This window comes from Gordonia sp. Swx-4, from assembly GCF_030316175.1.
Taxonomy (GTDB): Bacteria; Actinomycetota; Actinomycetes; order Mycobacteriales; family Mycobacteriaceae; genus Gordonia; species Gordonia alkanivorans.
Genome location: NZ_CP128197.1, coordinates 2079100 through 2101393, shown reverse-complemented (window position 1 = coordinate 2101393; position 22294 = coordinate 2079100). Strand labels below are relative to the sequence as shown.

Here is a 22294-nt window from a genome sequence, read left to right as displayed (position 1 = left end):
TTTGCGCCCGCCTCGCCGGCTGGCTACCGGATGTTCACGCACGTCTTCGCGCGCGTCATGCAGCCACGGTTCGCCGCGCCACCTCGTCGGCGAACTCGCTGGTCGATGACGTCCCACCCAGGTCAGCGGTCGCGATGGAGACCGCGAGGGTGTCGGCGACGGCGGAATCCATCCGGTCGGCCGCCGCGACGAGCGCCGGATCGTCGGTCATCAGCCCGTACCGCCGGAACCCCATCGACACCGACGCGATCATCGCGACCGGGTTCGCGACGCCCCGCCCGGCGATGTCGGGAGCTGCTCCATGAGTTGCCTGCGCCATCACCTGGGTCGCCGAGCAGTTCACCGAACCCGCGATGCCGAGCGAGCCGGCGAGTTCCCCGGCGAGGTCCGACAGGATGTCGCCGAAGAGGTTCTCGGTGACGACGACGTCGAAGTCGGCGGGGCGTCGGACGAGCAGCGCCGCCATGGCGTCGACGTGCTGTTCGGTGACCTCCACGTCGGGGAACTCCTCGCCGACCTCCCGGCATGCGTCGCGGAACAGGCCGGTCGTCAGGCGCAGCACGTTCGCCTTGTGCACGATGGTCACCCGGGCCGGGCGTCCCGAGACCGCGCGGTCGCGGGCGGCTTCGAAGGCGACCCGCGCGATGCGCTCACTGGCCGCGCGGGTCACGAGCCCCACTGCCAGCGCGACGTCGGGAGTCGGCATGAACTCACCGCTCCCGACCGCCATGTTGCGGTCGGCGTACAGGCCCTCGGAGTTCTCGCGGACGATCAGCACATCGATGTCGGGTGCGGTGGCGGGTACCCCCGAAAAGGCCTTGGCGGGACGGAGATTGGCGAACAGCCCGTACCGGGTGCGCAAAACCGCGCCCGGGGTGCGGCTGCTGTGCTCGGGCGGATACGACGCGGAATCGTGCGGTCCGACGATCCAGAGTCCCAGATCGTCGAGCGCCGACAATGTCGCGTCCGGCACCGGTTCGCCGTGGGACGCGATGGCGGCGGCGCCGAACGGGAGTTCGTCCCAGTCGAACCGCAAGTCCTCCGCCGCCGCAGCCGCGTCGGCGACCGTGATGGCGGCGGGCACGACTTCCAGACCGATGCCGTCGCCGGTGAGAACGCCGACCCGCCTGGGCGAGGAGACCATCAGTGGGCCGCGTCGTCCCAGGACCGACCGAACCCGACCGACACCTCGAGCGGGACCGACAGCGTGATGGCGTTGCCCATCTCCCCGCGCACCGCGGCTTCGACCGCGTCGCGCTCGCCGGCGGCCACCTCGACCACGAGTTCGTCGTGGACCTGCAGCAGCACCCGCGACGTCAGCTTCTCGGCGAGGAAACGCTTGTGCACGTTGATCATCGCGACCTTGATGATGTCGGCGGCGGTGCCCTGGATGGGTGCGTTGAGCGCCATCCGCTCCGCGGACTGGCGTCGTTGCCAGTTGTCGCTGTTCAGGTCGGGCAGGTAACGCCGGCGGCCGAACAGGGTCGCCGTGTACTCGTTGCGCCGGGCTTCGGCGACCACGTCGTGCAGGTAGTCCCGCACACCGCCGAACCGCGCGAAGTACGCCTCCATCTGGTCCTTGGCCTCCTCACGGCTGATCTTCAGCTGGGCCGCGAGCCCGAAGGCACTGAGGCCGTAGGCGAGTCCGTACGACATCGCCTTCACGCGGTGGCGCATCTCGGTGGTCACCTCGTCGATCGGCACCCCGAAGGCGCGCGATCCGACGAAGTTGTGCAGGTCCTCCCCGGTGTTGAAGGCCTCGATCAGCCCTTCGTCCTCCGACAGGTGCGCCATGATCCGCATCTCGATCTGGCTGTAGTCGGCGGTCATCAGGCAGTCGTAGTTCACGCCCGAATCCTGATCCGTGCCCACGATGAAGCCGCGACGGATCTCGCGTCCGGCCTCGGTGCGGACCGGGATGTTCTGCAGGTTCGGTTCGGTCGACGACAGGCGGCCGGTCGCGGCGATGGTCTGGTTGAACGTCGTGTGGATGCGCCCGTCGACGGCCACCGACTTCAGCAGACCGTCGACGGTGACCTTCAACCGCGTGGCGTCGCGATGCTCGAGAAGGTGTGCGAGGAAAGGATGTTCGGTCTTCTCGTACAACGACTGCAGCGCGTCTGCGTCGGTGGTGTAGCCGGTCTTGGTCTTCTTGGTCTTCGGCATGTCGAGCTTGTCGAAGAGCACGGTCTGCAGCTGCTTCGGCGAACCGAGGTTGATCTGTTCACCGATGACCTCGTAGGCCGACTCGGCGGCCGCTCGGATCCGGTCGTTGAACATCTGTGCCAGCGCATTGAAGTGATCGACGTCGACAGCTATGCCGGCGGCCTCGAGGTCGGCGAGGACGAACGACAGCGGCAACTCCATCTCGGTCAGCAGCGGCTTGGAGTCGATGCGGTCGAGTTCGGTGTCGAGGGTGTCGGCGAGCTCCTGCACTGCACGCGCCTCGAGCATGTGCTGTTCGGCGACCTTGCCCTCGGTGTCGTCGTCGAGCAGCGACATCTGGCCGTCGCCCGCCCCGGTGTCGGCGCGTAGCTCACGGCGCAGGTACCGCAGGGCGAGGTCGTCGAGATTGAAGGTCCGCTGCCCGGGGCGGACGAGGTACGCGGCCAGCGAGGTGTCGCTGGTGACGCCGTCGAGCTTCCACCCGCGCGAACGCAGCGCGTGTACCGCCCACTTGGCCTCGTGCACAGCCTTGAGCGCCTGCGGGTCGGCGAGCCAGTTGGCCAGGGCCGCATCGTCTTCCGGCGTCAGGGTGGTCACGTCGACATACGCCGACGAACCGTCGGCGGCCGCGATCGCCAGTCCGGTCGGGTCGGAGCCCACGACGACGTGCGGCGCGGTCACCGCGAGACCGGTCCGGCCCGTACGGGCGTGTTCGGTGAGCCATCCCGCGACCTCGCCGGCGCCGAGGACCGAGCCGTCGAGATCGAAGCCCGCCTCGGCCTCGGGCTCGACCGAGCTGAGGGTGGAGAACAGGCGGTCGCGCAGGACGCGGAACTCGAGGTCGTCGAAGAGCTGGTGGATGCGGTCGCGATCCCAGCCGACCATCGCGAGATCTTCGGGGCCCGCGGGCAGCTGCATGTCGCGGATGAGTTCGGTGAGCTGACGGTTGGTCTGCACCGAGGCGAGATTGGCGCGCAGCGCATCGCCGACCTTGCCCTTCACCTCGTCGACGTGATCGACGAGCGAGGCCAGCGATCCGTACTCGCGAATCCACTTCGACGCGGTCTTCTCCCCCACACCCGGAATGCCTGGGAGATTGTCGCTGGGGTCGCCGCGCAGGGCGGCGTAGTCGGGGTACTGGGCGGGGGTCAGACCGTACTTCTTCTCAACCTCTTCGGGGGTGAAGCGGGTGAGGTCCGAGACACCCTTGCGCGGGTAGAGCACGGTGGTCGACGGGTCGACCAGCTGCAGCGAGTCGCGGTCGCCGGTGACGATCAGGACCTTGAAGTCCTGTTCGCGCGCCTGGGTCGCGAGGGTCGCGATGATGTCGTCGGCCTCGAAGCCCTCGATCGCCATGACCGTGACACCCAGCGCGTCGAGGACCTCCTTGGTGAGGTCGACCTGCCCGTTGAACTCGTCGGGCGACTTGGAGCGCTGCGCCTTGTACTCCGGGAACATCTCCGAGCGGAACGTCTTCCGCGAGACGTCGAAGGCGGCGGCGATGTGGGTGGGTTCCTCGTCGCGCAGCAGATTGATCAGCATCGAGGTGAAGCCGTAGACCGCGTTGGTGGTCTGTCCGGTGGCCGTCTTGAAGTTCTCGGCCGGGAGCGCGAAGAACGCCCGATATGCCAGGGAATGCCCGTCGAGGAGCATGAGGACCGGTTGCTTGGTCTTGCCCTTGCTGCCGGTACGGGTAGCTGCCGGGGAACTCTGCGCTGGACTCACAGTCGCTGAGTCTAGTGATCCGTCCCGACACCCGGACCCGCCCCGCCCGGGGCGGTCGGACGGGTGGACGGTCAGGGGTCACATCGGCCGGTACATGGCCCAGACCTTGGGGCCGTCGAGAGGGAGTTCGAATTCCGCGGTGACCTGGAAACCGAACCGCTCGTACAGCGGGACATTGAGAGCGTTCGAGCTCTCGAGGTAGGCCGGTCCGTCGATCTGCTCGAGCCGGTGCTGCAACAGCGCCGTGCCGACGCCGGCCCCCTTGACCGGGGCGCCGATCTGTCCCAGATACCAATGCGGCTCTTTCGGACGATGCTTGGCGAACTCGGCCTCCAGCTTGATCCCGCGGCCGATCCGGGGCCCGAGAGTCCGAAGGAACTCCCAGGACGACACCAGCTGTGCCCTCGTCGAGATCTTGTGCCCGGGCGGATCCCAGGCGGCCGCGCCGACCGGCTGCCCGTCGCGCATCGCGAGATCGATCGTCGATCCCTTCCCGTGGATGTGGACGAGCAGAGTCCGGAACACCGCGCGGTGACGAGCGGTGTCCGGGTCCATCCACAGCGTCACCGGGTCGTCGGCGAACGCCTGCGCGAGCAGCGCACTCGCGAGTTCGACGTCTCTGGTCTGTGTGATGGTCACCGGCAGCATCCGACCAGGGTACGGCCCTGATGGGTACGCCAGCACCACATCGCATCGATCGAGCCCACCCTGCGTCGCCGCAGATGTAACTTCCGGGAAACGTCGTTGTCGTCACGTGGCGACGAAGCTGCGGCTAATGTCCCGCAGGGTGACCGGCCGCGCAGTGATCGGCCAGGTCATGGCCGATGGATGTCACTGGCGTACAGGTCCGCAAGGGAGGTACCACCCTCGATGACAGAGCCTGACCGGCAGGCCGCACTCGTGCCCGACGACCACACCGAACGGACTCACGCGCATCGCCCCGAGTGTCGGCCCGCCCGCCAGACCCGATCACCGTCCTGCCGCCCGCCATCCCGTCGGCGCCCATCGGCGTCGACGCGGCGCACCGCGCTGGCCGTCCTGCTGTTCGTCGCGGCGTCGATGCTGTGCGGGCTCTTCGGGACCCCGTCCGCCGACGCCGCCCCCGACGAGGTGCGGGTGTTCGGTGTCCTGCGGAACGGCGCCGAGAAGGTCGAGGGGGTGAAACTCGAGGCGAAGGACGCGTCAGGCACCGTCGTCGGGACGGCCACGTCGTCGGCGACCGGAGCCTGGTCGATCATGGTGCCGCCCGGGAGGTACACCGTCGTCGTCGACACCGACTCTCTCCCAGACGATGTGGAGGTCCAGAAGCCCGAGCTACCGGTCGATGTCAGTGGCGGAACGGCGCGGCCGGTCATCTTCTCGTTCGGTGAGGTGCGGACCGGTACGGAGGTCTCGGCGGTCGCCGAACTCACCCGTCTGGCCATCGACGGCATCCGTTTCGGTCTCATCATCGCCATCACCGGCGTCGGCCTCAGCCTGATCTTCGGGACGACCGGCCTCACCAACTTCTCGCACGGCGAGCTGGTGACCCTGGGAGCGGTGGTCGCGTGGGTGTTCAACGTGAAGGTCGGCCTACAGCTGATACCGGCGACGATCCTCGCGGTCATCGTCGGCGTCGGCATCGGCATCCTGAACGAGCTCGGTCTCTGGAGACCGCTGAGACGGCGACGAACCGGGCTGATCGCCATGCTCGTCGTGTCGATCGGCCTCGCCCTGGTGATGCGGTATCTGATCCTGATCTTCTTCTCCGACCGGGCCGAACCGTTCAACGACTACCAGGCACAGACGCAGATCGGCTCGGGTCCGTTCGCGATCACGCCGGTGAATCTGGCCTGCATCGTCATCTGTGTCGTGGTGCTCCTCGGCGTCGCTCTGTTGTTGCAGCGGACCAGGATCGGCAAGGCCATGCGTGCCGTCGCCGACAACAGGGACCTCGCCGAGTCGTCGGGGATCGACGTCGACCGCGTCATCCTGTTCGTGTGGGCGCTCGCCGGCGGCCTGGCGACACTCGGCGGCGTGATGTTCGCGCTCTCCGAACTCGGCGGCCGGGTGCAATGGGAGATGGGATTCAAGCTCCTGCTGCTGATGTTCGCGGGCATCACGCTCGGCGGACTCGGCACCGCCTACGGCGCCCTGCTCGGCTGCCTCATCGTCGGATTGCTCGTTCAGCTGTCGACCTACATCCTCAGCCCCGACCTGAAGTACATCGGCGGCCTGTTGATCCTGATCATCATCCTGACCATCCGGCCCCAGGGCATTCTCGGATCGCGAGCGAGGATCGGCTGACCCATGGACATCATCTCAGCGCTACAGATTGCGTTCGCACAGCTCATCGGCCCGTCGGCGATCTTCTACGCTCTACTGGCCATCGGCCTCAACCTGCACTTCGGCTATGCCGGGCTGCTCAACTTCGGCCAGATCGCCTTCGCCCTCCTCGGCGGATACGGCGTGGGCATCATGGCCGTCAACTACGACCAGCCGCTCTGGCTCGGCGCCATCGTGGGTATCGCCGCAGCCGGCATGCTCGCGGTGGTCCTCGGCATCCCGACACTTCGTCTGCGAGCGGACTATCTGGCGATCGTCACCATCGCCGCGTCGGAGATCCTCCGACTGGTGTTCCGGTCGACGTCGTCGGACGATTTCACCCACTCCACCAACGGGATCTACGGCTACGCGAGCGGTTTTTTCTCGATCAGCCCGTTCGACAACGGCAAGCAGTACTCGTTCTTCGGGGTCAAGTTCCTCGGCGGCGACCTGTGGTCGATGGTGGTGGGCTGGTCCGTCGTCCTGCTCCTGTGCCTCATGGTCTACCTGCTCGTCCACTCCCCCTGGGGTCGCGTGCTGAAGGCGGTGCGCGAGGACGAGGACGCCGCCCGATCGCTCGGCAAGAACGCCTATTCCTTCAAGATGCAGGCACTCATCCTTGGTGGCTGTATCGGTGGCCTCGCAGGCGTGTTCAACGCACTCGCGACGCAGTCGATCAACCCGGACTTCTACTCCACCGCCCAGACCTTCTTCGCCTACGGCGCACTCATTCTCGGCGGTGCGGCGACGGTGTTCGGACCGGTCCTCGGCGCGATGCTGTTCTGGTTCCTGCTGGCCATCCCCGACGCGCTGTTGCGCCAGGCCACGTCCGGCGACAACCCGATGCTGGACCTCTCGGCGCAGCAGGTCGGCGCGATCCGCTACGTGCTGCTGGGTCTGGCGATCATCCTGATGATGGTGTTCCGACCACAGGGACTCCTCGGCAACAAGAGGGAGGTGCAGCTCGATGCCTGATGACGGACGCCATTCGGCACACGACGACGAGCCCTCGACGCCGTTGGGCGACACCGGGATCGTCGTCGACGAGACCGGTCCCGACATCGCCGGTACGCGGGCGACGCGCCGCGATCTGACGACCCTGTCGGCGCCCGAGCGCTCGCGACTGTTCGCGGAGGTGTCACCCGAACCGGGATCGGCAAAGCCCGACCCGATCATCGTGGTGGACAACATCTCCCGCACCTTCGGCGGCATCAGGGCGGTCCAGGTCGACCACCTCGAGGTGCAACGCGGCGCGATCACCGGCCTCATCGGACCCAACGGTGCCGGCAAGACCACGTTCTTCAACCTGATCACCGGTTTCGACAAACCGGATTCGGGTACGTGGTCGCTCAACGGCGAATCCCTCGGCCGGATGGTCCCGCACCAGGTCGCACGCCGCGGCATGGTGCGCACCTTCCAGCTGACCAAGGCGCTGTCGAAGATGTCGGTGCTCGACAACGTCAAGCTCGGTGCCACCGGCCAGCGCGGCGAACACTTCCTCGCCGCCCTGGCCCCGTGGACCTGGCGCAAACAGGAAGCCGAGATCACCGAGCGCGCACACGAACTGCTGCGGCGGTTCAAGCTCGACGCCAAGGCCGACGACTTCGCCGGCTCGCTGTCCGGTGGTCAGCGCAAGTTGCTGGAAATGGCACGCGCGCTGATGACCGATCCCGAGATCGTGATGCTCGACGAGCCGATGGCCGGTGTGAACCCGGCCCTCACGCAGAGCTTGCTCGAACACATCAAGTCGCTGCGCGACGAGGGCGTGACGGTGGTCTTCGTCGAACACGACATGGACGTCATCCGCGACATCAGTGACTGGGTGGTGGTGATGGCCCAGGGCCAGATCATCGCCGAATCCCTGCCGGATCGCCTGGGCGACAACGAGGCCGTCGTCGACGCCTATCTCGGCGGTCACCACGACCAGGCACTGGAGTTCGACGACCAGGGTCAGCCCGTCGGTGCGACCGCGGTGCTCGCCGAGCAGGTCGAGGCAGCCATCGAGGCCACCCTCGAAGAAGGCGGCGACCTCTCCGAGCCGGTCGAGTTGCCGCCCGCCGATCCGGCCGGCGTCGATACGGACAAGAAGGAGACCGAGCGATGAGCCTGGGATCGGACGGCGGGTCGCTGACACCGGCACAGCGCGCGGCCACCCCCGACGAGCACCGCAAGCTCGCGACGAATGCGTTGCTGCGCGCCGACGACATCACCGCCGGCTATCTGCCGGGGATCAACATCCTCGAGGAGTGCAACTTCTTCCTGAACGACGGGGAGATCGTGGGCATCATCGGTCCGAACGGCGCCGGCAAGTCGACGCTGCTCAAGACCCTGTTCGGGCTGATCCCGGTCCGTAAGGGTTCGGTCACCCTGCGCGGCGACGACATCACCTCGGCCAAGGCACACGTCCTCGTCGACAAGGGTGTCGGATACGTCCCGCAGACACAGAATGTGTTCCCCGCGCTGACGATCGAGGAGAACCTCGAGATGGGCGTCTACCTGCGGCCGAAGACGTTCGCCAAGCGGTTCGAGTTCGTCTCCGAGCTGTTCCCGCTCCTGTCGGAGCGTCGGAAGATCAAGGCGGGCGCGCTGTCCGGCGGCGAACGGCAGATGGTCGCGATGGGCCGGGCCCTGATGATGGACCCGGCGGTCTTGCTGCTCGACGAGCCGTCGGCAGGCCTGTCCCCCATGTTCCAGGACGAGGTGTTCATCCGCTGCAAGGCGATCAACGCAACCGGCGTCTCGATCATCATGGTCGAGCAGAACGCCCGCCGCTGCCTCCAGATCTGCGACCGCGGTTACGTTCTCGACCAGGGTCGCAACGCCTACACCGACACCGGCAGCAACCTCGCCAAGGATCCCAAGATCATCGAGCTCTACCTGGGCACGCTGGCGGGCAGCTCGGAGAAGAAGACGTAGGCTTCGCTCACGGGATCCGTTGCCGCTCACGCGGGGACGGTGAGCGGCAACGGATTTCGTGCGCGGACACACAGAGACCCTCGGCTCGTAAGCCGAGGGTCTCTGGTCTTGTGTGACTACTGCGCGGCCACCGACACGTACTTGCGGGTCGGGGTCAGCAGCTTGTTGTCCCCGTCGAACTCGAGGACGCCGTAGGAGCCGACGCTGGGCTCACCGGCGGCGTTGAACGCCAGGTTCCCGGTCTTGCCGACGTAGGCGATCGTCTTGCCGCTCTTCAGCGCATCCAGGCACGCCTGGTACGAGTCGCAGTTCTCGTCGCCGTTGGTGACGCCGATGATGTTGGCGGCGATCGTGCGGCCGTCGGTCGACTTGGCTGCGGTCGCGGCGAGCGCACTCAGCACCGCGGCGTCGTAGCTCTCGCCCGAGTAGTTGAAGTCGATCAGCTTCGGATCGAGATCCTTGAGCGCGGACTGGAACTCACCGCTGGTCTGGGTGAGCGGAGTCGTGCCCTTCATACCCTTGAGCAGGCCGGAACCGACCGACTCGCCGAGTGCGTTACCCATGTTGCCGTCGACGCCGTAGACGAGCTTGCCGTCGCTCGGTCCGATGCCCACCTCGTGCATACGGGTGAGGATCTTGGCGCTCTCCTCGAACCCGATGAGCGCAACGCCGTCCGGGTTGAAGTTCTTCACCTGGTCGACCTCGGCGTTGAACGACTGGGCATTCGGGTCGTAAATGATCTTCTGGATCTGGTCGGCGGGCACACCGGCGGCCTCGAGGTCGCGAACGGTGTTGTCGGCCAGGCCCGTTCCGTACGGGTCGTTGAGGGCGAGGATGGACACACGCTGAACGCCGTCCTCGGCCATCGTCTGCGAGAGTGCCTGGGCCTGCAGGACATCGGCGGGAGCGGTACGGAAGTACTGTCCCTTGTCCTGGTAGCAGGTGAACTCGTCGGAGGTGTTGGCCGGCGAGAACATGACGGCGCCCGCGTTGGCGATCTTGTCGATGACCTTCAGCGACACCGACGACGACGCCGCACCGATGATCACCTGGGTGCCGGCGCTGAGCTCGCGGTCGACGGTGGCGTTGGCGGTGTCGGTGGTGGTGTCGCCGGAGTCACCGGTGACCAGCTCGACGGGCTTGTCGAGCACACCGCCGGCGGCGTTGATGTCCTTGATGGCCAGGTTGACACCGGCCACCATGGGCGGCCCCAGGAAGGCGAGGGAGCCGGTCTCGGGGAGCAGCGTGCCGATCTTCAGCGGAGCGGTGCTCTCGGGGCCCGGCGTGGCCTTCGGCGGGTTACAGGCCAGCTTCTGCGCGAGGCCCATGCCGGGGGGTGCGGGAGTGGACTCTACGGCCGCGCTGGCCGAGCCTCCGGAGCCTTCGTCGGAACCAGAGTCAGAGCTGCTGCAGCCGGCGACGACGAGCGCTGCCGCCGCAGTTATGACCACTGCCCCGCTCGTCAAAGAACGAAAGGACATCAATGCTCTCCTTGCGATTGGAGTTGTCACACGAGAGCGGTGCATCGAGATCGACGCATCCAACCGCGCCTCGCTGGGGAAAAGCTAGCGCGATCTTGTTGCCCCTGCGTAAAGACAGTGAAACTGACTTGCGCGCAGACGCATTGCGTCAAATCGACCTGTCCTTCGTCAGTTCGTCCCGAGGGTCTCCACGACGACCTGGGCCACGGCTTTCATCGTTGTCCGACGGTCCATCGCGGCACGCTGAATCCACTTGAACGCCTCGGGCTCGGAAAGGCCCTGTTTCTGCATGAGCAGACCTTTGGCGCGTTCGACGAGCTTGCGGGTCTCGAGCCGCTCGTTCATCGTCGCGACCTCGCGCTCCAGCAGTTTGAGCTCGTGATAGCGACTGACGGCCACCTCGATGGCCGGCACCAGATCGGCCTTGGTGAACGGTTTGACCAGGTAAGCCATCGCGCCGGCGTCGCGCGCCTTCTCGATGAAGTCCCGCTGGCTGAACGCGGTGAGCATGACGACCGGCGCCAGCCGCTTCTCCGCGATCTCCGTCGCCGCGTCGATGCCGTCGCGGATGGGCATCTTGATGTCCATGATGACCAGGTCGGGTTTCAGGGACTCCGTGAGCTCGACGGCGACCTGACCGTTGGGAGCCTCCCCCACGACGTCATAGCCCTCTTCGCGGAGCATCTCGATCAGATCCATACGGATCAGCGAGTCGTCCTCGGCCACCAGCACACGATGCGTCTTCGTCGTCTCACCAGTTGTCGTGGTCGCACTGTCGGTCACTGTCACCATCCCCTCCTCCACGCCATAGTCGAACAGAAGAGTACCGGTTGCCGGGCCGGTCGGCCGATCATCTAGAGTTGGCTCCTGCACGGGGCAACCCGCGCACTGGCCCCCGTAGCCCAATTGGCAGAGGCAACGGATTCAAAACCCGTCCAGTGTGAGTTCGAGTCTCACCGGGGGCACCAATAAATCGCAGGTCTGTGGAGTTCCACTCCGGTGACCGGTCGACGTCATCCCTGACACGCAGAACTCGATCGAAGTCTGCCGGTCGAGGTGAGGTTCGGGAGTGCCGATCACCTGCGGACCACACTCACCAGGACAACGCCGGTTCCTCGTCGCCGAGGACGATCTCGACCTCGCTGTGATGCACTGTTCGGACCCCGAACAACCGGTCGAGAAGCTCGCCAGGGCCCACGTCGGTGTGCGCTGCCCAGCGTCGGACACGGTGCCGTGCGCGCGACGACGTGACCGTTACCGAGGCCGGTGATCCGTCGAAGTCCACCGTCACCTGGCCGCATTCCCCCGGCCCGACCTGGGCCGTGAGCAGCGCGAGCGAATCAACGGAGAAGACCACGGTACCGGCGACCTCGACGACGAACCTGCACCGCGACAGCGTCGATGCGTCCGGACCACCGACCCGGATTCGCGAATCGTCCACGCCCAGTTGGATGAGCAAAGCGTCGGCATGTTCGCCGACAAGCCAGACAGCAGCATCCATCCCTCGCAACGCGCCGGCGACAGTACGCATCAGCGATGCCGCGGTGTGCCCCGCCGTCGACACGAGCACCACGATGTCCGGGATCGCGTACATTAGGCCGGCAGTACGGGCCGCCGGATCGGTGATGAGCGGGGCGAGCGCGAGGGCTTCGGCGTTCTTCTCCGAGATCCGTTCCGGCACCGAACGTTCGGCCCAGTCGGGACCATCGTGCCAGGCCAGTGCGTCGGGTTCGTGCGCGAACACCGCGCCCATCATGAAGGCCCGGTTCGCGAATTCCCAGTCCTCACCGCCGTAGTGGACGAACGACGGGTCGAAGCCTCCGACGTCGTCGAACAATTGACGGCTGCAGGTCATCACCGCACTGATCAGATACTTGTAACCGTCCCAGCCCGGGTTCAGGAGGTTGGACGTGCGGTCGTACGCATCGACCAGCCATCCGGGTTCGCAGTCGTGCGAGGATTCGAGCGGCCGTTGTTCGGACAACCACCCCACCACCGAGTCCGGGGCGACCCGGCTCAGGTCGGCGTGCTTACGCCGCCCGACCACGAGTGCGTCGGGCGCCGCGGCGGGCAATCTGATCGACTGCCGGATGTAGTCGGGTGTCGGCACCGTGTCCGCGTCGAGGAAACACAGGACCGTACCGCTCGACGCCGCGACACCCAGATTGCGGGCGGCTGCCGCTCGGAAGCCGTTGTCCTCCTGCGTCACCACGGTGATGTCGAGTCGCGATGTCCACGCTCTCACGTCCGGCGAACATGTCGAGCCATCGTCGGCGACGACCACTTCGAGACGATCCGGCGGGTGGGTCTGGGCCGTCAACGCCTCGAGGACCAACGCGAGTTGGTGGGGTTGGTTGTAGTACGGGATCACGACACTCACCAGCGGCGTCGTCGAAGCCTCACCGACCAGGTCCCAGCGATTGTCGGCCACCACGGTTCGGCCGTCGCCGAGCCTCATGACGGTCATGCACTCCACCGCCGGACCAGTCGCTCGTGAGCCCGGCCGACGTCGGCGGCGGTGGGCGACGGCGTCACCGCCGGATCGATCCAGGTGCTCGCGGGATTCGCGAACGCGCTCTCGAGAGCGGTCCGCAGAGCAGCATCGTTGTTGGCGTGCATCGTCAGGACGCCCGGGGAACGAGCGGCGAGTTCATCGGTGTAGGCGGTGCTCGGGACCAGCGGTCGGCGCCCGGCGGAGATCCAGGAGTTGATCGACCCGGAGGCCGACATGTGCCGGTGATAGGCGGCCGGAACCGTGACCTCGGCCGACGCCCGGATCAGTTCGTCGTCGGTCAGGAACCCCGTGACCGTGCACCGCCGTCCCATCTCCGCGGCGACCTTGGCGAGTTCATCGGCCAGGTCTTCGTGGCCGGGTGACGGGGTGCCGAGCGCGACGAAACCGATGGACGGGTCGAGGCCGGACATAGCCTGCAGTGTCTCCAGGTGCCCCTTCCCGGGGTACAGGTAGCCGAGGACACCGACCGTCAGTTCCGCTGATTCCGAGGGCTTGTCGACGCGGACGGTGTCGAACATCAGCGGTATGACCTCGACGCCGATCGTCGCGTCGACGTACTCGGCGAAGAGCGACGCCTCGTGGTGACTCGACACGATCACTCCTGTCGCGGCCCGCGCCACCGCGCGATAGAAATCGGCACGTGCCTGCATCGCCGGTCCGTCCGAGGGCTGGGGCAGATCATGCAGGGTCACCGAGACCGGCCGGTCCAGTGCCGCGAACAGGGCGAGCACGCTGTCCCGGGCTTGCCGTGGCGTACGTCCGAACAGGCGATCGGTCACGTGCACGTGCACGAGCGCACACTCGTCCAGTCCTGATACGACACCGGCGCCGAGCGTGAGCACGTGCGCCAAACGATGATCCGCGCTCTCGGCGCGTACCGCATCGAAGACCGACTGCGCATATCGGACCACACCGTGTGAGCGGGGTCCGACCAGGAGATGTCCGATCGGCCCCGTCACGACAGGCCCAGGATCTCGATGAGGTCGGTGTAACGGTCCAACACTGCTCCGATGAACTCGGGATGGTCTGCGTACCAGTGCATCTGGCGACGGCGAACGTCGTCCTCGGTCAGTGCCACACCGTCGACGTCCCACGACGTCCGCGGGCACGCGTCGATCCCCAGCGCGTCGATCACCCGTCGCTCCAAGGGGGCTCGGATGTTGCCGAGCAGGTCGCGTGAGGGTGGGACCGGCGCCGACGCCCCGAGCGAGTCGAGGATCCGGCCGCCGAGGGCGAGCAACACTCGATTTCCAGGGTGGTTGATCGTGTGGGCGGCATCGGCCCCGAGGTCGAGCAGGGTGTCGGAGATCCCGACGTCACAGTGCCGCCGCTCGCGGACGGCGAGCTGATCCACACTCCATTGCGCTGCTTCCCGGATGCGTTCGGCGGCGACGTCGACGTCCCATTCGTCGAAGCGGTCGCGACCGGCCACCACGGCGAGGACCGTTCGCAGATCGTGGTACGGAACCGCCGCGGGTACTGCGGACGGCTGCGCTGGGTGTCGGGCGATGACCTGGAACGGAAACAATCCGCCGTAGCGGATGACCGGCCAGACGATGACGGACGCCGATGGCGCCAGGTCGGCCAGGTCCGAGGTTCCGATCTGAAATCCCCGGTACCCGGTACGCACCGGTTGGGAGACGATGATCGCTGCTCTGCTCATGAGGTCCTCGACCCGCGCCATGTCGGCGGACTCGAGTTCGTGGACCGGCGGGACGCGAACGGTACGGAACGGGAGGTCGGGAGAGCTGGACAGGACAATCCGCAAGGCCTCGGCCTGGCAGTTTCCCCAGACGACGAGTATCTTCCGGTCATCGTTCCGCGGAGCCTCGACGACGCCGTAGAACTCGCCGTAGTGCCGGGTCCGACCGTCGACCAGCTCTTCGTCACTCGTCCTCATACGAGCTCCGGAGTACGTCTGACGACGCGATGGGTCCCTGTCATCGAAGTACCGACTCCCCTCCTGATGGGCCCCTGGTCGGTACCCCTGCACCGCTCGTGTATCCGTTTCGCCCGTTGCCGAATCATCGACCAGGTCACACCAGGGGCACGACGACTGCGACGGGCTCGTCGAGAGCCGTCGGCGGTGTCACCCGATCAGTGCCGGGGACGTGACGCCCGGGGTCGCCGGGTGAGCGCGAGAAGTGGCGCTAGCGTCGGAAGAGCTTGTTACCCAGCCATACCAGCGGGTCGTATTTGCGGTCGACGACGCGCTCCTTCATCGGGATGAGGGCGTTGTCGGTGATCTTGATGTGTTCCGGGCAGACGTCGGAGCAGCACTTGGTGATGTTGCAGAACCCGAGACCGTGCTCGTTCTGCGCGGTGTCGCGACGTTCGGCGACGTCGAGCGGGTGCATGTCGAGCTCGGCGATCCGCATCAGGTAGCGGGGGCCGGCGAAGGCTTCTTTGTTCTCCTCGTGGTCGCGGACGACGTGGCAGGTGTTCTGGCACAGGAAGCACTCGATGCACTTGCGGAACTCCTGCGACCGTTGCACGTCGACCTGCTTCATCCGGTACTCCCCCGGCCCAAGCCCGGGCGGCGGCGTGAACGACTGGATCTCGCGGGCCTTCGTGTAGTTGAACGAGACATCGGTGACGAGGTCACGGATGACCGGGAACGTGCGCATCGGGGTGACCGTGATGACCTCGTCCTCGGTGAACGTCGACATCCGGGTCATGCACAACAGCTTCGGACGTCCGTTCACCTCAGCGGAACACGACCCACATTTGCCCGCCTTGCAGTTCCAGCGCACGGCCAGGTCGGGAGCTTGGGTCGCCTGGAGGCGGTGGATGATGTCGAGCACCACCTCGCCGTCGTTGGCCTGCACCGTGTAATCCTCGAGACCACCGCCTTCGATGTCGCCTCGCCACACTCGGAACTTCGCGTCGTAACCCATGTCAGTCCTCCGACTGTCCCTCGGCTCGCTCGCCCCCGGCGCCGGGATGACCAGCGATTTCGGCTGCGGTGTAGTACTTTTCGATCTCTTCGAACTCGAAGAGCTCCAGCAGGTCCGGCCGCATCGGTTCCTGTTCTTCCTCGACGACCTCGACCTCCGGGACCGGTGAGTCGGTGCTCGTTTCTGCCGTGCAGACCAGCAGGGTGTTGCGCCAGGCCGAATCCATCGACGGGTGATCGTCGCGGGTGTGTCCGCCGCGACTCTCGGTGCGCATCAGTGCCGCCTTGGCGACACATTCGCTGACCAGGAGCATGTTCCGGAGATCGATCGCGAGATGCCACCCCGGATTGAACTGCCGATGCCCCTCGACCTGCATGCTGCCGAGCCGGTTCCGGAGGTCGGAGAGCACGCGGAGCGCCTCCTGCATCTCCGCTTCTTTGCGGATGATGCCGACGAGGTCGTTCATCGCCTGCTGCAGATCCATGTGCAGCGTGTACGGGTTCTCCGGCTTGCCGTCGGCGGGCGGATCGAACGGAGAGAGCGCGTATTCGGCCGCCCGGTCGATGTCGTCTTGCGCGATCTCGGGCCGGTTACCCAGCGACTCGACATACGACGCCGCGCCGAGCCCTGCTCGTCGACCGAACACGAGCAGATCGGACAGCGAGTTGCCGCCCAGTCGGTTCGACCCGTGCATACCGCCGGAACACTCGCCGGCGGCGAACAGTCCAGGCACGCGCGACGCCGCGGTGTCGGGATCGACCTCGATCCCACCCATCACGTAGTGGCAGGTCGGGCCGACCTCCATTGGCTCCTTCGTGATGTCCACGTCGGCAAGCTCTTTGAACTGGTGATGCATCGACGGAAGCCGCCGGATGATCTCCTCCGCCGGCATGCGGGACGCGATGTCGAGATAGACGCCACCGTGCTCGGTGCCGCGACCGGCCTTGACCTCCTCGTTGATCGCGCGGGCGACCTCGTCGCGCGGGAGGAGATCCGGTGTGCGGCGGGCGGAGTCGTTGTCCGCGAGCCACTCGTCGGCTTCCTTCTCCGTCTCCGCGTACTGACCCTTGAACACCGGCGGGATGTAGTCGAACATGAACCGCTTGCCGTCGGTGTTCTTGAGGACGCCGCCGTCACCGCGGACGCCTTCGGTCACGAGGATGCCCTTCACGCTGGGCGGCCACACCATCCCCGTCGGGTGGAACTGGACGAACTCCATGTTGATCAGGCTCGCGCCTGCGCGCAGGGCGAGCGCGTGCCCGTCGCCGGTGTACTCCCAGGAGTTCGACGTCACCTTGAACGACTTGCCGATACCGCCAGTAGCGACCACCACCGCAGGTGCCTCGAACACGATGAACCGGCCGGACTCGCGCCAGTACCCGAACGCACCGGCGATGGCGTCGCCGTCTTTCAGCAGCTCGGTGATGGTGCACTCGGCAAAGACCTTGATGCGGGACTCGTAGTCACCGGTGGCCGCGAAGTCCTCCTGCTGCAGCGAGACGATCTTCTGCTGCATGGTTCGGATGAGTTCCAGTCCGGTCCGGTCTCCGACGTGAGCCAGGCGCGGGTAGGTGTGGCCGCCGAAGTTGCGCTGTGCGATCCGGCCGTCAGCGGTCCGGTCGAACAGCGCCCCATAGGTTTCCAGTTCCCACACCCGGTCGGGCGCTTCCTTGGCATGCAGTTCGGCCATGCGCCAGTTGTTCAGGAACTTCCCGCCACGCATCGTGTCCTGGAAGTGCGTCGCCCAGTTGTCCTTCGCGTTCGCGTTACCCATCGACGCCGCGCAGCCACCTTCGGCCATCACGGTGTGTGCCTTGCCGAACAGCGACTTGCACACGACTGCGACCGAATAGCCCTTCTCACGAGCTTCGATGACCGCTCGCAGGCCGGCACCACCCGCACCGATCACAACGACGTCGTACTGGTAGCGTTCCGGTTCGGTCATCTAGCGCGACTCCCAACGTTGAAAACGGTTGCACAACAGTCGTTGCGACCTCGATCGATCAACCCACGAACCTCAGATCAGAGATGGTGTTGCTGGCCACCAGCATGATGTAGAAGTCGGTGAGCACGAGTGTGCCGAGCGTGATCCAGGCGAACTGCATGTGCCGGGTGTTCAACTTGGAGACCTGGGTCCAGATCCAGTACCGCACCGGATGATTCGAGAAATGCTTGAGCCGGCCGCCGGTCACGTGCCGACACGAATGGCAGGACACCGTATAGACCCAGAGCAGAACCACGTTGACCACGAGGATCACATTGCCCAGCCCCAGACCGAATCCGCCGTCCTTGGCGTGGAACGAGACGATGACGTCGTAACTGTTGATCACCGAGATGACCACGGCCGCATAGAAGAAGTACCGGTGCGAGTTCTGGATGATCAGCGGCAGCCGCGTCTCCCCCGTGTACTTGGTGTGGGGTTCGGCGACGGCGCATGCCGGCGGGGACAACCAGATCGACCGATAGTAGGCCTTGCGGTAGTAGTAGCAGGTCAACCGGAACCCGAGGAGGAACGGCAACGTGAGGAACGCCAGCGGAATCCACATCGGGAGTTCCGGGAACGGCGTCCCGAAATGACTCGATCCGGGCACGCACGACTCGCTCAGACACGGCGAGTAGAACGGCGTGAGGTAGTGATAATCCGCGACGTAGTAGGCACTCCGGACGAACGATCGCACGGTCGCATAGATGACGAACGCCGAGAGACCGATGACCGTCAGCAACGGCGACAGCCACCATCGGTCTGTCCGGAGGGTGCGCGCCGTCAGGCGCGCCCGTCTCGGGGAGAAGACCCCGGGTGATTCCCGCTCAGCCGCGGGCGCGCTCACTTCGTCCGCTCGCGCGAGTGGAACCCGAGCCCTTCGTCCTGGGCACCGAGCCACGCCGACTCGTCGGACTTGCTGTCCGGCACGTAGACCCGGGCCTGGCCCGGCTTCTGCTGCGGCTTCACCTTCGGCGGATGCTGCTCGAAGTCGTGCAGATCGATGTCGAGACGGTCGAGATCGTTGACCATCCGGCGGACACTGTCGGCGTCACCGTAGCGAGCCTTCAGGGTCACCAGCTGATGGCGCAGCGCCTGGATACTGTGATGGATTGCGTTGATCTCTGCATTTATCATGGCGATCCCTCCGGCCACTATGTGATGTTCCACACAGTACCGCCAGAGTATGGATCGTCAACGGTTTTCGTCGAACGTGTCGCGGGGCCGCTTTCGTGAGGCACTCCTGCCGCCCACCGGTGGCAGCACATCGCGATGTGGTCCCGACACGTTGCCCGGCACCGCCGAACTCTCGTTCTCGAAAGTGTTCGGGGACCGGGCGAAGCCCTGGTCGTCCATCGGCCACACCGCCGGTACGAACACCCTGCCGGTGACGCTGTCGGCGGAAGCGCACAACCAGCCACACAGGGAATGGGAGCCTTGATCCGTCCCATCCATGCTCGGGCCACGCGAGGAAGACACGGACGATGAGCGATGACGAAAACGCTCCGTCGGGCGAGCGTCCGCGCGCCGAACGACGCTGGACAGCCTCGGCATTCGTGCTCCTCTCGATGCTCATACCGTTCCTGCTGCCCTCACGCTATGCAGCGGGTACCAGCTGGCTCCTGCCCGCCATCGAAGGTGCGGTCCTGCTGGCCTTGGTCATCGTCGACCCGGGCCGCATAGACCGACCCGGACGCTGGGTGCGGGCACTGTCGATCGCGTTGGTCGTCGTGATCGCCGCGGGGGCAGCTTGGGCGGCCGGCCGGTTGGTGTGGGATCTGCTGCACGGCAATCCGGACACGACGGTGGCCAACGAGCTGCTTCTCTCGGGTGCGCTCGTGTGGATGCAGACCGTTCTGGCCTTCGGGTTCCTGTACTGGGAGCTCGACGGCGGCGGCCCCGTCAACAGGCATCTGCACCCACGACGGCATCCGGATCTCGCCTTTCCTCAACAGATCGAGCCGACTCTCGCACCAGCAGGGTGGCGACCCGTGTTCTTCGACTATCTGTACCTCGCTCTCACCAACGCGACGGCATTCAGCCCCACCGACGTGCTGCCACTCGCCCGGTGGATGAAGCTCGCGATGGCCGCGCAGTCGATCCTGTCGATCGTCGTGCTGAGCCTCGTCGTCGCCAATGCGGTCAATCTGCTCGGGTCGACCTAGTGTCCTGAGTCATTAATTGTCGTTCGGTTGTTAGGCTAGGGAATGGCAACCCGGGGTCCGCGAGCAGTGGATATCGTTCTGACCGATGACGAGCGCCGTGAGCTCGAAGGGTGGGCGCGTCGACGAACGACAGCCTCGGGTTTGGCGATGCGATCACGAATCGTTCTCGCCGCCGCCGAGGGTGGTTCTAATACCGAAGTGGCACAACGACTCGGACTCAATCGAAGTACCGTGCGGCGGTGGCGAGGCCGGTTCGTCGAGCAACGCTGTGATGGGTTGCTCGACGAACCCAGGCCCGGTCGACCACGAACCGTCGACGACGAGCAGATCAAAGACTTGATCACCGCAACTCTCGAGACCACTCCGAAGAATGCGACACACTGGTCGACCCGGTCGATGGCTGAGCATCTCGACATGTCGCAGTCAACGGTGTCGCGTGTCTGGCGAGCGTTCGGATTGGCTCCGCACAAACAGGATTCGTGGAAGCTGTCGAAGGATCCTCTGTTTACCGAGAAGGTCCGCGACGTCGTCGGGCTCTACATGAACCCACCCGAACGTGCCTTGGTGCTCTGCGTTGACGAGAAAACCCAAATTCAAGCGCTCGATCGCACCCAGCCGATCTTTCCCATGCTCCCGGGCACCCCGCAACGGGCCAGCCACGACTACGTGCGCAACGGCACCTCCAGCCTGTACGCGGCGTTGGACATAGCGTCGGGAAAAGTCATCGGCTCGCTTCACTCACGCCATCGCGCAACAGAATTCATCGGATTCCTACGCAAGATCGACGCCGAGGTGCCCGACGAGCTCGACGTCCACCTGGTCATGGACAACGCCTCTACCCACAAGACACCCGCAGTGAAGCGATGGCTGACCTCGCACCCACGGTTTGTTGTCCACTTCACCCCGACCAGCTCATCCTGGATGAACCTCGTTGAACGCTGGTTCGCTGAACTGACCACCAAGAAGCTCCAACGTTCCACCCACCGCACCGTAAGAGCGCTCAACGCCGACATCAGAGCGTGGATCGACACCTGGAACGACAACCCCCGCCCCTACGTGTGGGTGAAGACCGCTGATCAAATCCTCGACTCCATCGCCCACTACTGCACACGAATTAATGACTCAGGACACTAGGCGGGCTCCCGGATCACCCCGAAGTGGCGGACCGATCCGGAGAGCCCGGGCAGTTCTTTCGCCGAACTCCACGACGACAGCCCGTCGCTGCTGTCGGAGTAGAAGTACCGGCGCTGCTTGTACGCGTCGACGTACATGCGCCAGTTGCCGTTCGGGAGTTTGACCAGCGCCATGCCTTCGACGAAGCGACCGAAACTCCGCATCGGGACGAACCGGTAGGGACCGGTCAGCGACTTCGCGACCGCGTGTTCGATGACCTTCTTCGTCTCGTTTTTCGTGAACGCGTGGCACGTGGAGCCGACCTTCACCACGGTCGTGTCGATGTGGTCCGCACCGAGGCCGAGGATCGGCACCGGCGGACTCCACAGTCGCAGGCCGGGTTCGAGCGCCGTCATCACGTAGGGCACGAACCCTCCGCCCGTCGACATCGACAGGATGATGTTGACGCGACCACCCTCGACGAAGAACTCCGGCGCCCACGCCTTGGTGGTGAAGGGCGACAGCGACGGTCCGTCGCTCGAACCGGCCGACCCGAACGACAGCGACCCCGACGAGGAGCCGAACACTCCCTTGCCATCGCCCGTGCCGGGCAGGAAAGCGCAACACAATGGAACCGGGTAGTCGTGCATGAACGCCCAGTTCACACGATCCCGGCTCCGCGCGAACCCGATGGTGTTCCGGCCGGTCGTATAGGCGACGTAGTACCAGCCGTCCGCACCGTGGAAGATGCTTGGATCGCGCACCACGCCTGATGGCGGACGGTAAGCACCAAAGCGGAGCAGCCGAAACCGGCTCGCATCCGTGGACTGGTACACGTCCATGTGACGGGAACTGGTGTTGGAGAACGCCACCATTGTGTATCGCCAGTTCGGCGCCGCCTCGGCGGTGCCCGCAGTTGCGACGAGCAGGCCCGCGAATACCAGCATCGCGACACAGACAGCACCGATGCGCCTCGACCGAGTGCGAATTCGCTGAGACAGCATCATCTGAGCAGTATCCGCGAAAGTGAC

General features: G+C 65.7%; 19 protein-coding genes and 1 tRNA gene. 7 read left to right on the top strand and 13 right to left on the bottom strand.

From position 1 onward, the window contains the following. Positions 1–55: 55 nt before the first annotated feature. The 3 genes from PWF70_RS09625 to PWF70_RS09615 form a co-directional block, all read right to left on the bottom strand. Complete coding sequence (locus PWF70_RS09625) at positions 56–1144, bottom strand: isocitrate/isopropylmalate dehydrogenase family protein (protein ID WP_286352938.1); 1089 nt, start codon at positions 1142–1144, stop codon at positions 56–58. Continuing rightward, entirely contained in the window at positions 1144–3891 is a 2748-nt protein-coding gene (gene polA, locus PWF70_RS09620) for a DNA polymerase I (RefSeq protein ID WP_286352937.1), read from the bottom strand. Before polA ends, PWF70_RS09625 begins: the two co-directional genes overlap by 1 nt. 78 nt (positions 3892–3969) lie before the next feature. Next, positions 3970–4539, bottom strand: coding sequence for a GNAT family N-acetyltransferase (locus PWF70_RS09615; RefSeq protein WP_286352936.1), 570 nt, complete (start codon positions 4537–4539; stop codon positions 3970–3972). A gap of 222 nt (positions 4540–4761) precedes the next feature. Between PWF70_RS09615 and PWF70_RS09610 the strand changes: the two genes are divergently transcribed. Genes PWF70_RS09610 through PWF70_RS09595 form a run of 4 tightly spaced genes read left to right on the top strand, consistent with a single transcriptional unit; the run spans position 4762 to position 9111 of the window. Beyond that, on the top strand, positions 4762–6177 hold the full coding sequence (locus PWF70_RS09610; RefSeq protein ID WP_006359995.1) for an ABC transporter permease subunit: 1416 nt from the start codon (positions 4762–4764) through the stop codon (positions 6175–6177). 3 nt (positions 6178–6180) lie between these two features. Beyond that, positions 6181–7170, top strand: coding sequence for a branched-chain amino acid ABC transporter permease (locus PWF70_RS09605; protein WP_005201095.1), 990 nt, complete (start codon positions 6181–6183; stop codon positions 7168–7170). Continuing rightward, complete coding sequence (locus tag PWF70_RS09600; protein WP_006359996.1) at positions 7163–8299, top strand: ABC transporter ATP-binding protein; 1137 nt, start codon at positions 7163–7165, stop codon at positions 8297–8299. Before PWF70_RS09605 ends, PWF70_RS09600 begins: the two co-directional genes overlap by 8 nt. Further along, positions 8296–9111 carry an ABC transporter ATP-binding protein gene (locus tag PWF70_RS09595; protein ID WP_006359997.1) on the top strand — a complete coding sequence of 272 codons (816 nt, stop codon included), beginning with the start codon at positions 8296–8298 and terminating at the stop codon, positions 9109–9111. Before PWF70_RS09600 ends, PWF70_RS09595 begins: the two co-directional genes overlap by 4 nt. Before the next feature lie 116 nt (positions 9112–9227). On the opposite strand, the gene PWF70_RS09590 is transcribed toward PWF70_RS09595, so the two are convergent. Both PWF70_RS09590 and PWF70_RS09585 read right to left on the bottom strand, forming a co-directional pair. After that, positions 9228–10592, bottom strand: a complete 1365-nt coding sequence (locus PWF70_RS09590; RefSeq protein WP_286352935.1) for an ABC transporter substrate-binding protein — start codon at positions 10590–10592, stop codon at positions 9228–9230. 168 nt (positions 10593–10760) lie between these two features. Next, positions 10761–11384: an ANTAR domain-containing response regulator gene (locus PWF70_RS09585; RefSeq protein ID WP_006360000.1), complete on the bottom strand. Its 624-nt coding sequence runs from the start codon at positions 11382–11384 to the stop codon at positions 10761–10763. A 99-nt stretch (positions 11385–11483) separates the two neighbouring features. On the opposite strand from PWF70_RS09585, the gene PWF70_RS09580 reads away from it, so the two are divergent. Beyond that, positions 11484–11560, top strand: a tRNA-Leu gene (locus PWF70_RS09580). Positions 11561–11685: 125 nt separating this feature from the next. Here the strand turns inward: PWF70_RS09580 and PWF70_RS09575 are convergent. The 7 genes from PWF70_RS09575 to PWF70_RS09545 form a co-directional block, all read right to left on the bottom strand. Continuing rightward, positions 11686–13059 (bottom strand): glycosyltransferase, encoded by a 1374-nt coding sequence (locus PWF70_RS09575; RefSeq protein ID WP_286352934.1) that lies wholly within the window; start codon positions 13057–13059, stop codon positions 11686–11688. Then, positions 13056–14066 carry a glycosyltransferase family protein gene (locus PWF70_RS09570; RefSeq protein ID WP_074849950.1) on the bottom strand — a complete coding sequence of 337 codons (1011 nt, stop codon included), beginning with the start codon at positions 14064–14066 and terminating at the stop codon, positions 13056–13058. The genes PWF70_RS09575 and PWF70_RS09570 overlap by 4 nt, the downstream gene beginning before the upstream one ends. After that, positions 14063–15007 carry a WcbI family polysaccharide biosynthesis putative acetyltransferase gene (locus tag PWF70_RS09565; RefSeq protein WP_042376117.1) on the bottom strand — a complete coding sequence of 315 codons (945 nt, stop codon included), beginning with the start codon at positions 15005–15007 and terminating at the stop codon, positions 14063–14065. Before PWF70_RS09565 ends, PWF70_RS09570 begins: the two co-directional genes overlap by 4 nt. A gap of 250 nt (positions 15008–15257) precedes the next feature. Then, positions 15258–16004, bottom strand: a complete 747-nt coding sequence (locus PWF70_RS09560; protein ID WP_006360005.1) for a succinate dehydrogenase/fumarate reductase iron-sulfur subunit — start codon at positions 16002–16004, stop codon at positions 15258–15260. 1 nt (position 16005) lies between these two features. After that, the gene (locus PWF70_RS09555; RefSeq protein WP_006360006.1) at positions 16006–17949 is read right to left on the bottom strand and encodes a fumarate reductase/succinate dehydrogenase flavoprotein subunit; all 1944 of its coding nucleotides are present in this window, start codon (positions 17947–17949) and stop codon (positions 16006–16008) included. A 58-nt stretch (positions 17950–18007) separates the two neighbouring features. Further along, a complete protein-coding gene (gene sdhC / locus PWF70_RS09550) occupies positions 18008–18832 on the bottom strand; it encodes a succinate dehydrogenase subunit SdhC (protein ID WP_040004307.1) in 825 nt (274 codons plus the stop codon). Further along, entirely contained in the window at positions 18829–19122 is a 294-nt protein-coding gene (locus PWF70_RS09545) for an Rv0250c family protein (RefSeq protein ID WP_006360008.1), read from the bottom strand. Before PWF70_RS09545 ends, sdhC begins: the two co-directional genes overlap by 4 nt. Positions 19123–19469: 347 nt before the next feature. On the opposite strand from PWF70_RS09545, the gene PWF70_RS09540 reads away from it, so the two are divergent. Further along, positions 19470–20150, top strand: a complete 681-nt coding sequence (locus PWF70_RS09540; protein WP_127963262.1) for a DUF1345 domain-containing protein — start codon at positions 19470–19472, stop codon at positions 20148–20150. Positions 20151–20192: 42 nt separating this feature from the next. Further along, positions 20193–21284 (top strand): IS630 family transposase, encoded by a 1092-nt coding sequence (locus tag PWF70_RS09535; protein ID WP_006356718.1) that lies wholly within the window; start codon positions 20193–20195, stop codon positions 21282–21284. Here PWF70_RS09535 and PWF70_RS09530 read toward each other — a convergent pair. After that, complete coding sequence (locus PWF70_RS09530) at positions 21281–22270, bottom strand: glycoside hydrolase family protein (protein ID WP_286352933.1); 990 nt, start codon at positions 22268–22270, stop codon at positions 21281–21283. The genes PWF70_RS09535 and PWF70_RS09530 overlap by 4 nt on opposite strands. Between the last annotated feature and the right edge of the window lie 24 nt (positions 22271–22294).

Coding starts and splice junctions, on each gene's coding strand:
- PWF70_RS09600 (WP_006359996.1), top strand. CDS start 7,163: ATGCCTGATGACGGACGCCATTCGGCACACGACGACGAGCCCTCGACG.
- PWF70_RS09625 (WP_286352938.1), bottom strand. CDS start 1,144: ATGGTCTCCTCGCCCAGGCGGGTCGGCGTTCTCACCGGCGACGGCATC.
- PWF70_RS09605 (WP_005201095.1), top strand. CDS start 6,181: ATGGACATCATCTCAGCGCTACAGATTGCGTTCGCACAGCTCATCGGC.
- PWF70_RS09565 (WP_042376117.1), bottom strand. CDS start 15,007: ATGAGGACGAGTGACGAAGAGCTGGTCGACGGTCGGACCCGGCACTAC.
- PWF70_RS09615 (WP_286352936.1), bottom strand. CDS start 4,539: ATGCTGCCGGTGACCATCACACAGACCAGAGACGTCGAACTCGCGAGT.
- PWF70_RS09575 (WP_286352934.1), bottom strand. CDS start 13,059: ATGACCGTCATGAGGCTCGGCGACGGCCGAACCGTGGTGGCCGACAAT.
- PWF70_RS09585 (WP_006360000.1), bottom strand. CDS start 11,384: ATGGTGACAGTGACCGACAGTGCGACCACGACAACTGGTGAGACGACG.
- PWF70_RS09545 (WP_006360008.1), bottom strand. CDS start 19,122: ATGATAAATGCAGAGATCAACGCAATCCATCACAGTATCCAGGCGCTG.
- PWF70_RS09555 (WP_006360006.1), bottom strand. CDS start 17,949: ATGACCGAACCGGAACGCTACCAGTACGACGTCGTTGTGATCGGTGCG.
- PWF70_RS09560 (WP_006360005.1), bottom strand. CDS start 16,004: ATGGGTTACGACGCGAAGTTCCGAGTGTGGCGAGGCGACATCGAAGGC.
- PWF70_RS09595 (WP_006359997.1), top strand. CDS start 8,296: ATGAGCCTGGGATCGGACGGCGGGTCGCTGACACCGGCACAGCGCGCG.
- PWF70_RS09590 (WP_286352935.1), bottom strand. CDS start 10,592: ATGTCCTTTCGTTCTTTGACGAGCGGGGCAGTGGTCATAACTGCGGCG.
- PWF70_RS09535 (WP_006356718.1), top strand. CDS start 20,193: ATGGCAACCCGGGGTCCGCGAGCAGTGGATATCGTTCTGACCGATGAC.
- PWF70_RS09530 (WP_286352933.1), bottom strand. CDS start 22,270: ATGATGCTGTCTCAGCGAATTCGCACTCGGTCGAGGCGCATCGGTGCT.
- PWF70_RS09610 (WP_006359995.1), top strand. CDS start 4,762: ATGACAGAGCCTGACCGGCAGGCCGCACTCGTGCCCGACGACCACACC.
- PWF70_RS09540 (WP_127963262.1), top strand. CDS start 19,470: ATGAGCGATGACGAAAACGCTCCGTCGGGCGAGCGTCCGCGCGCCGAA.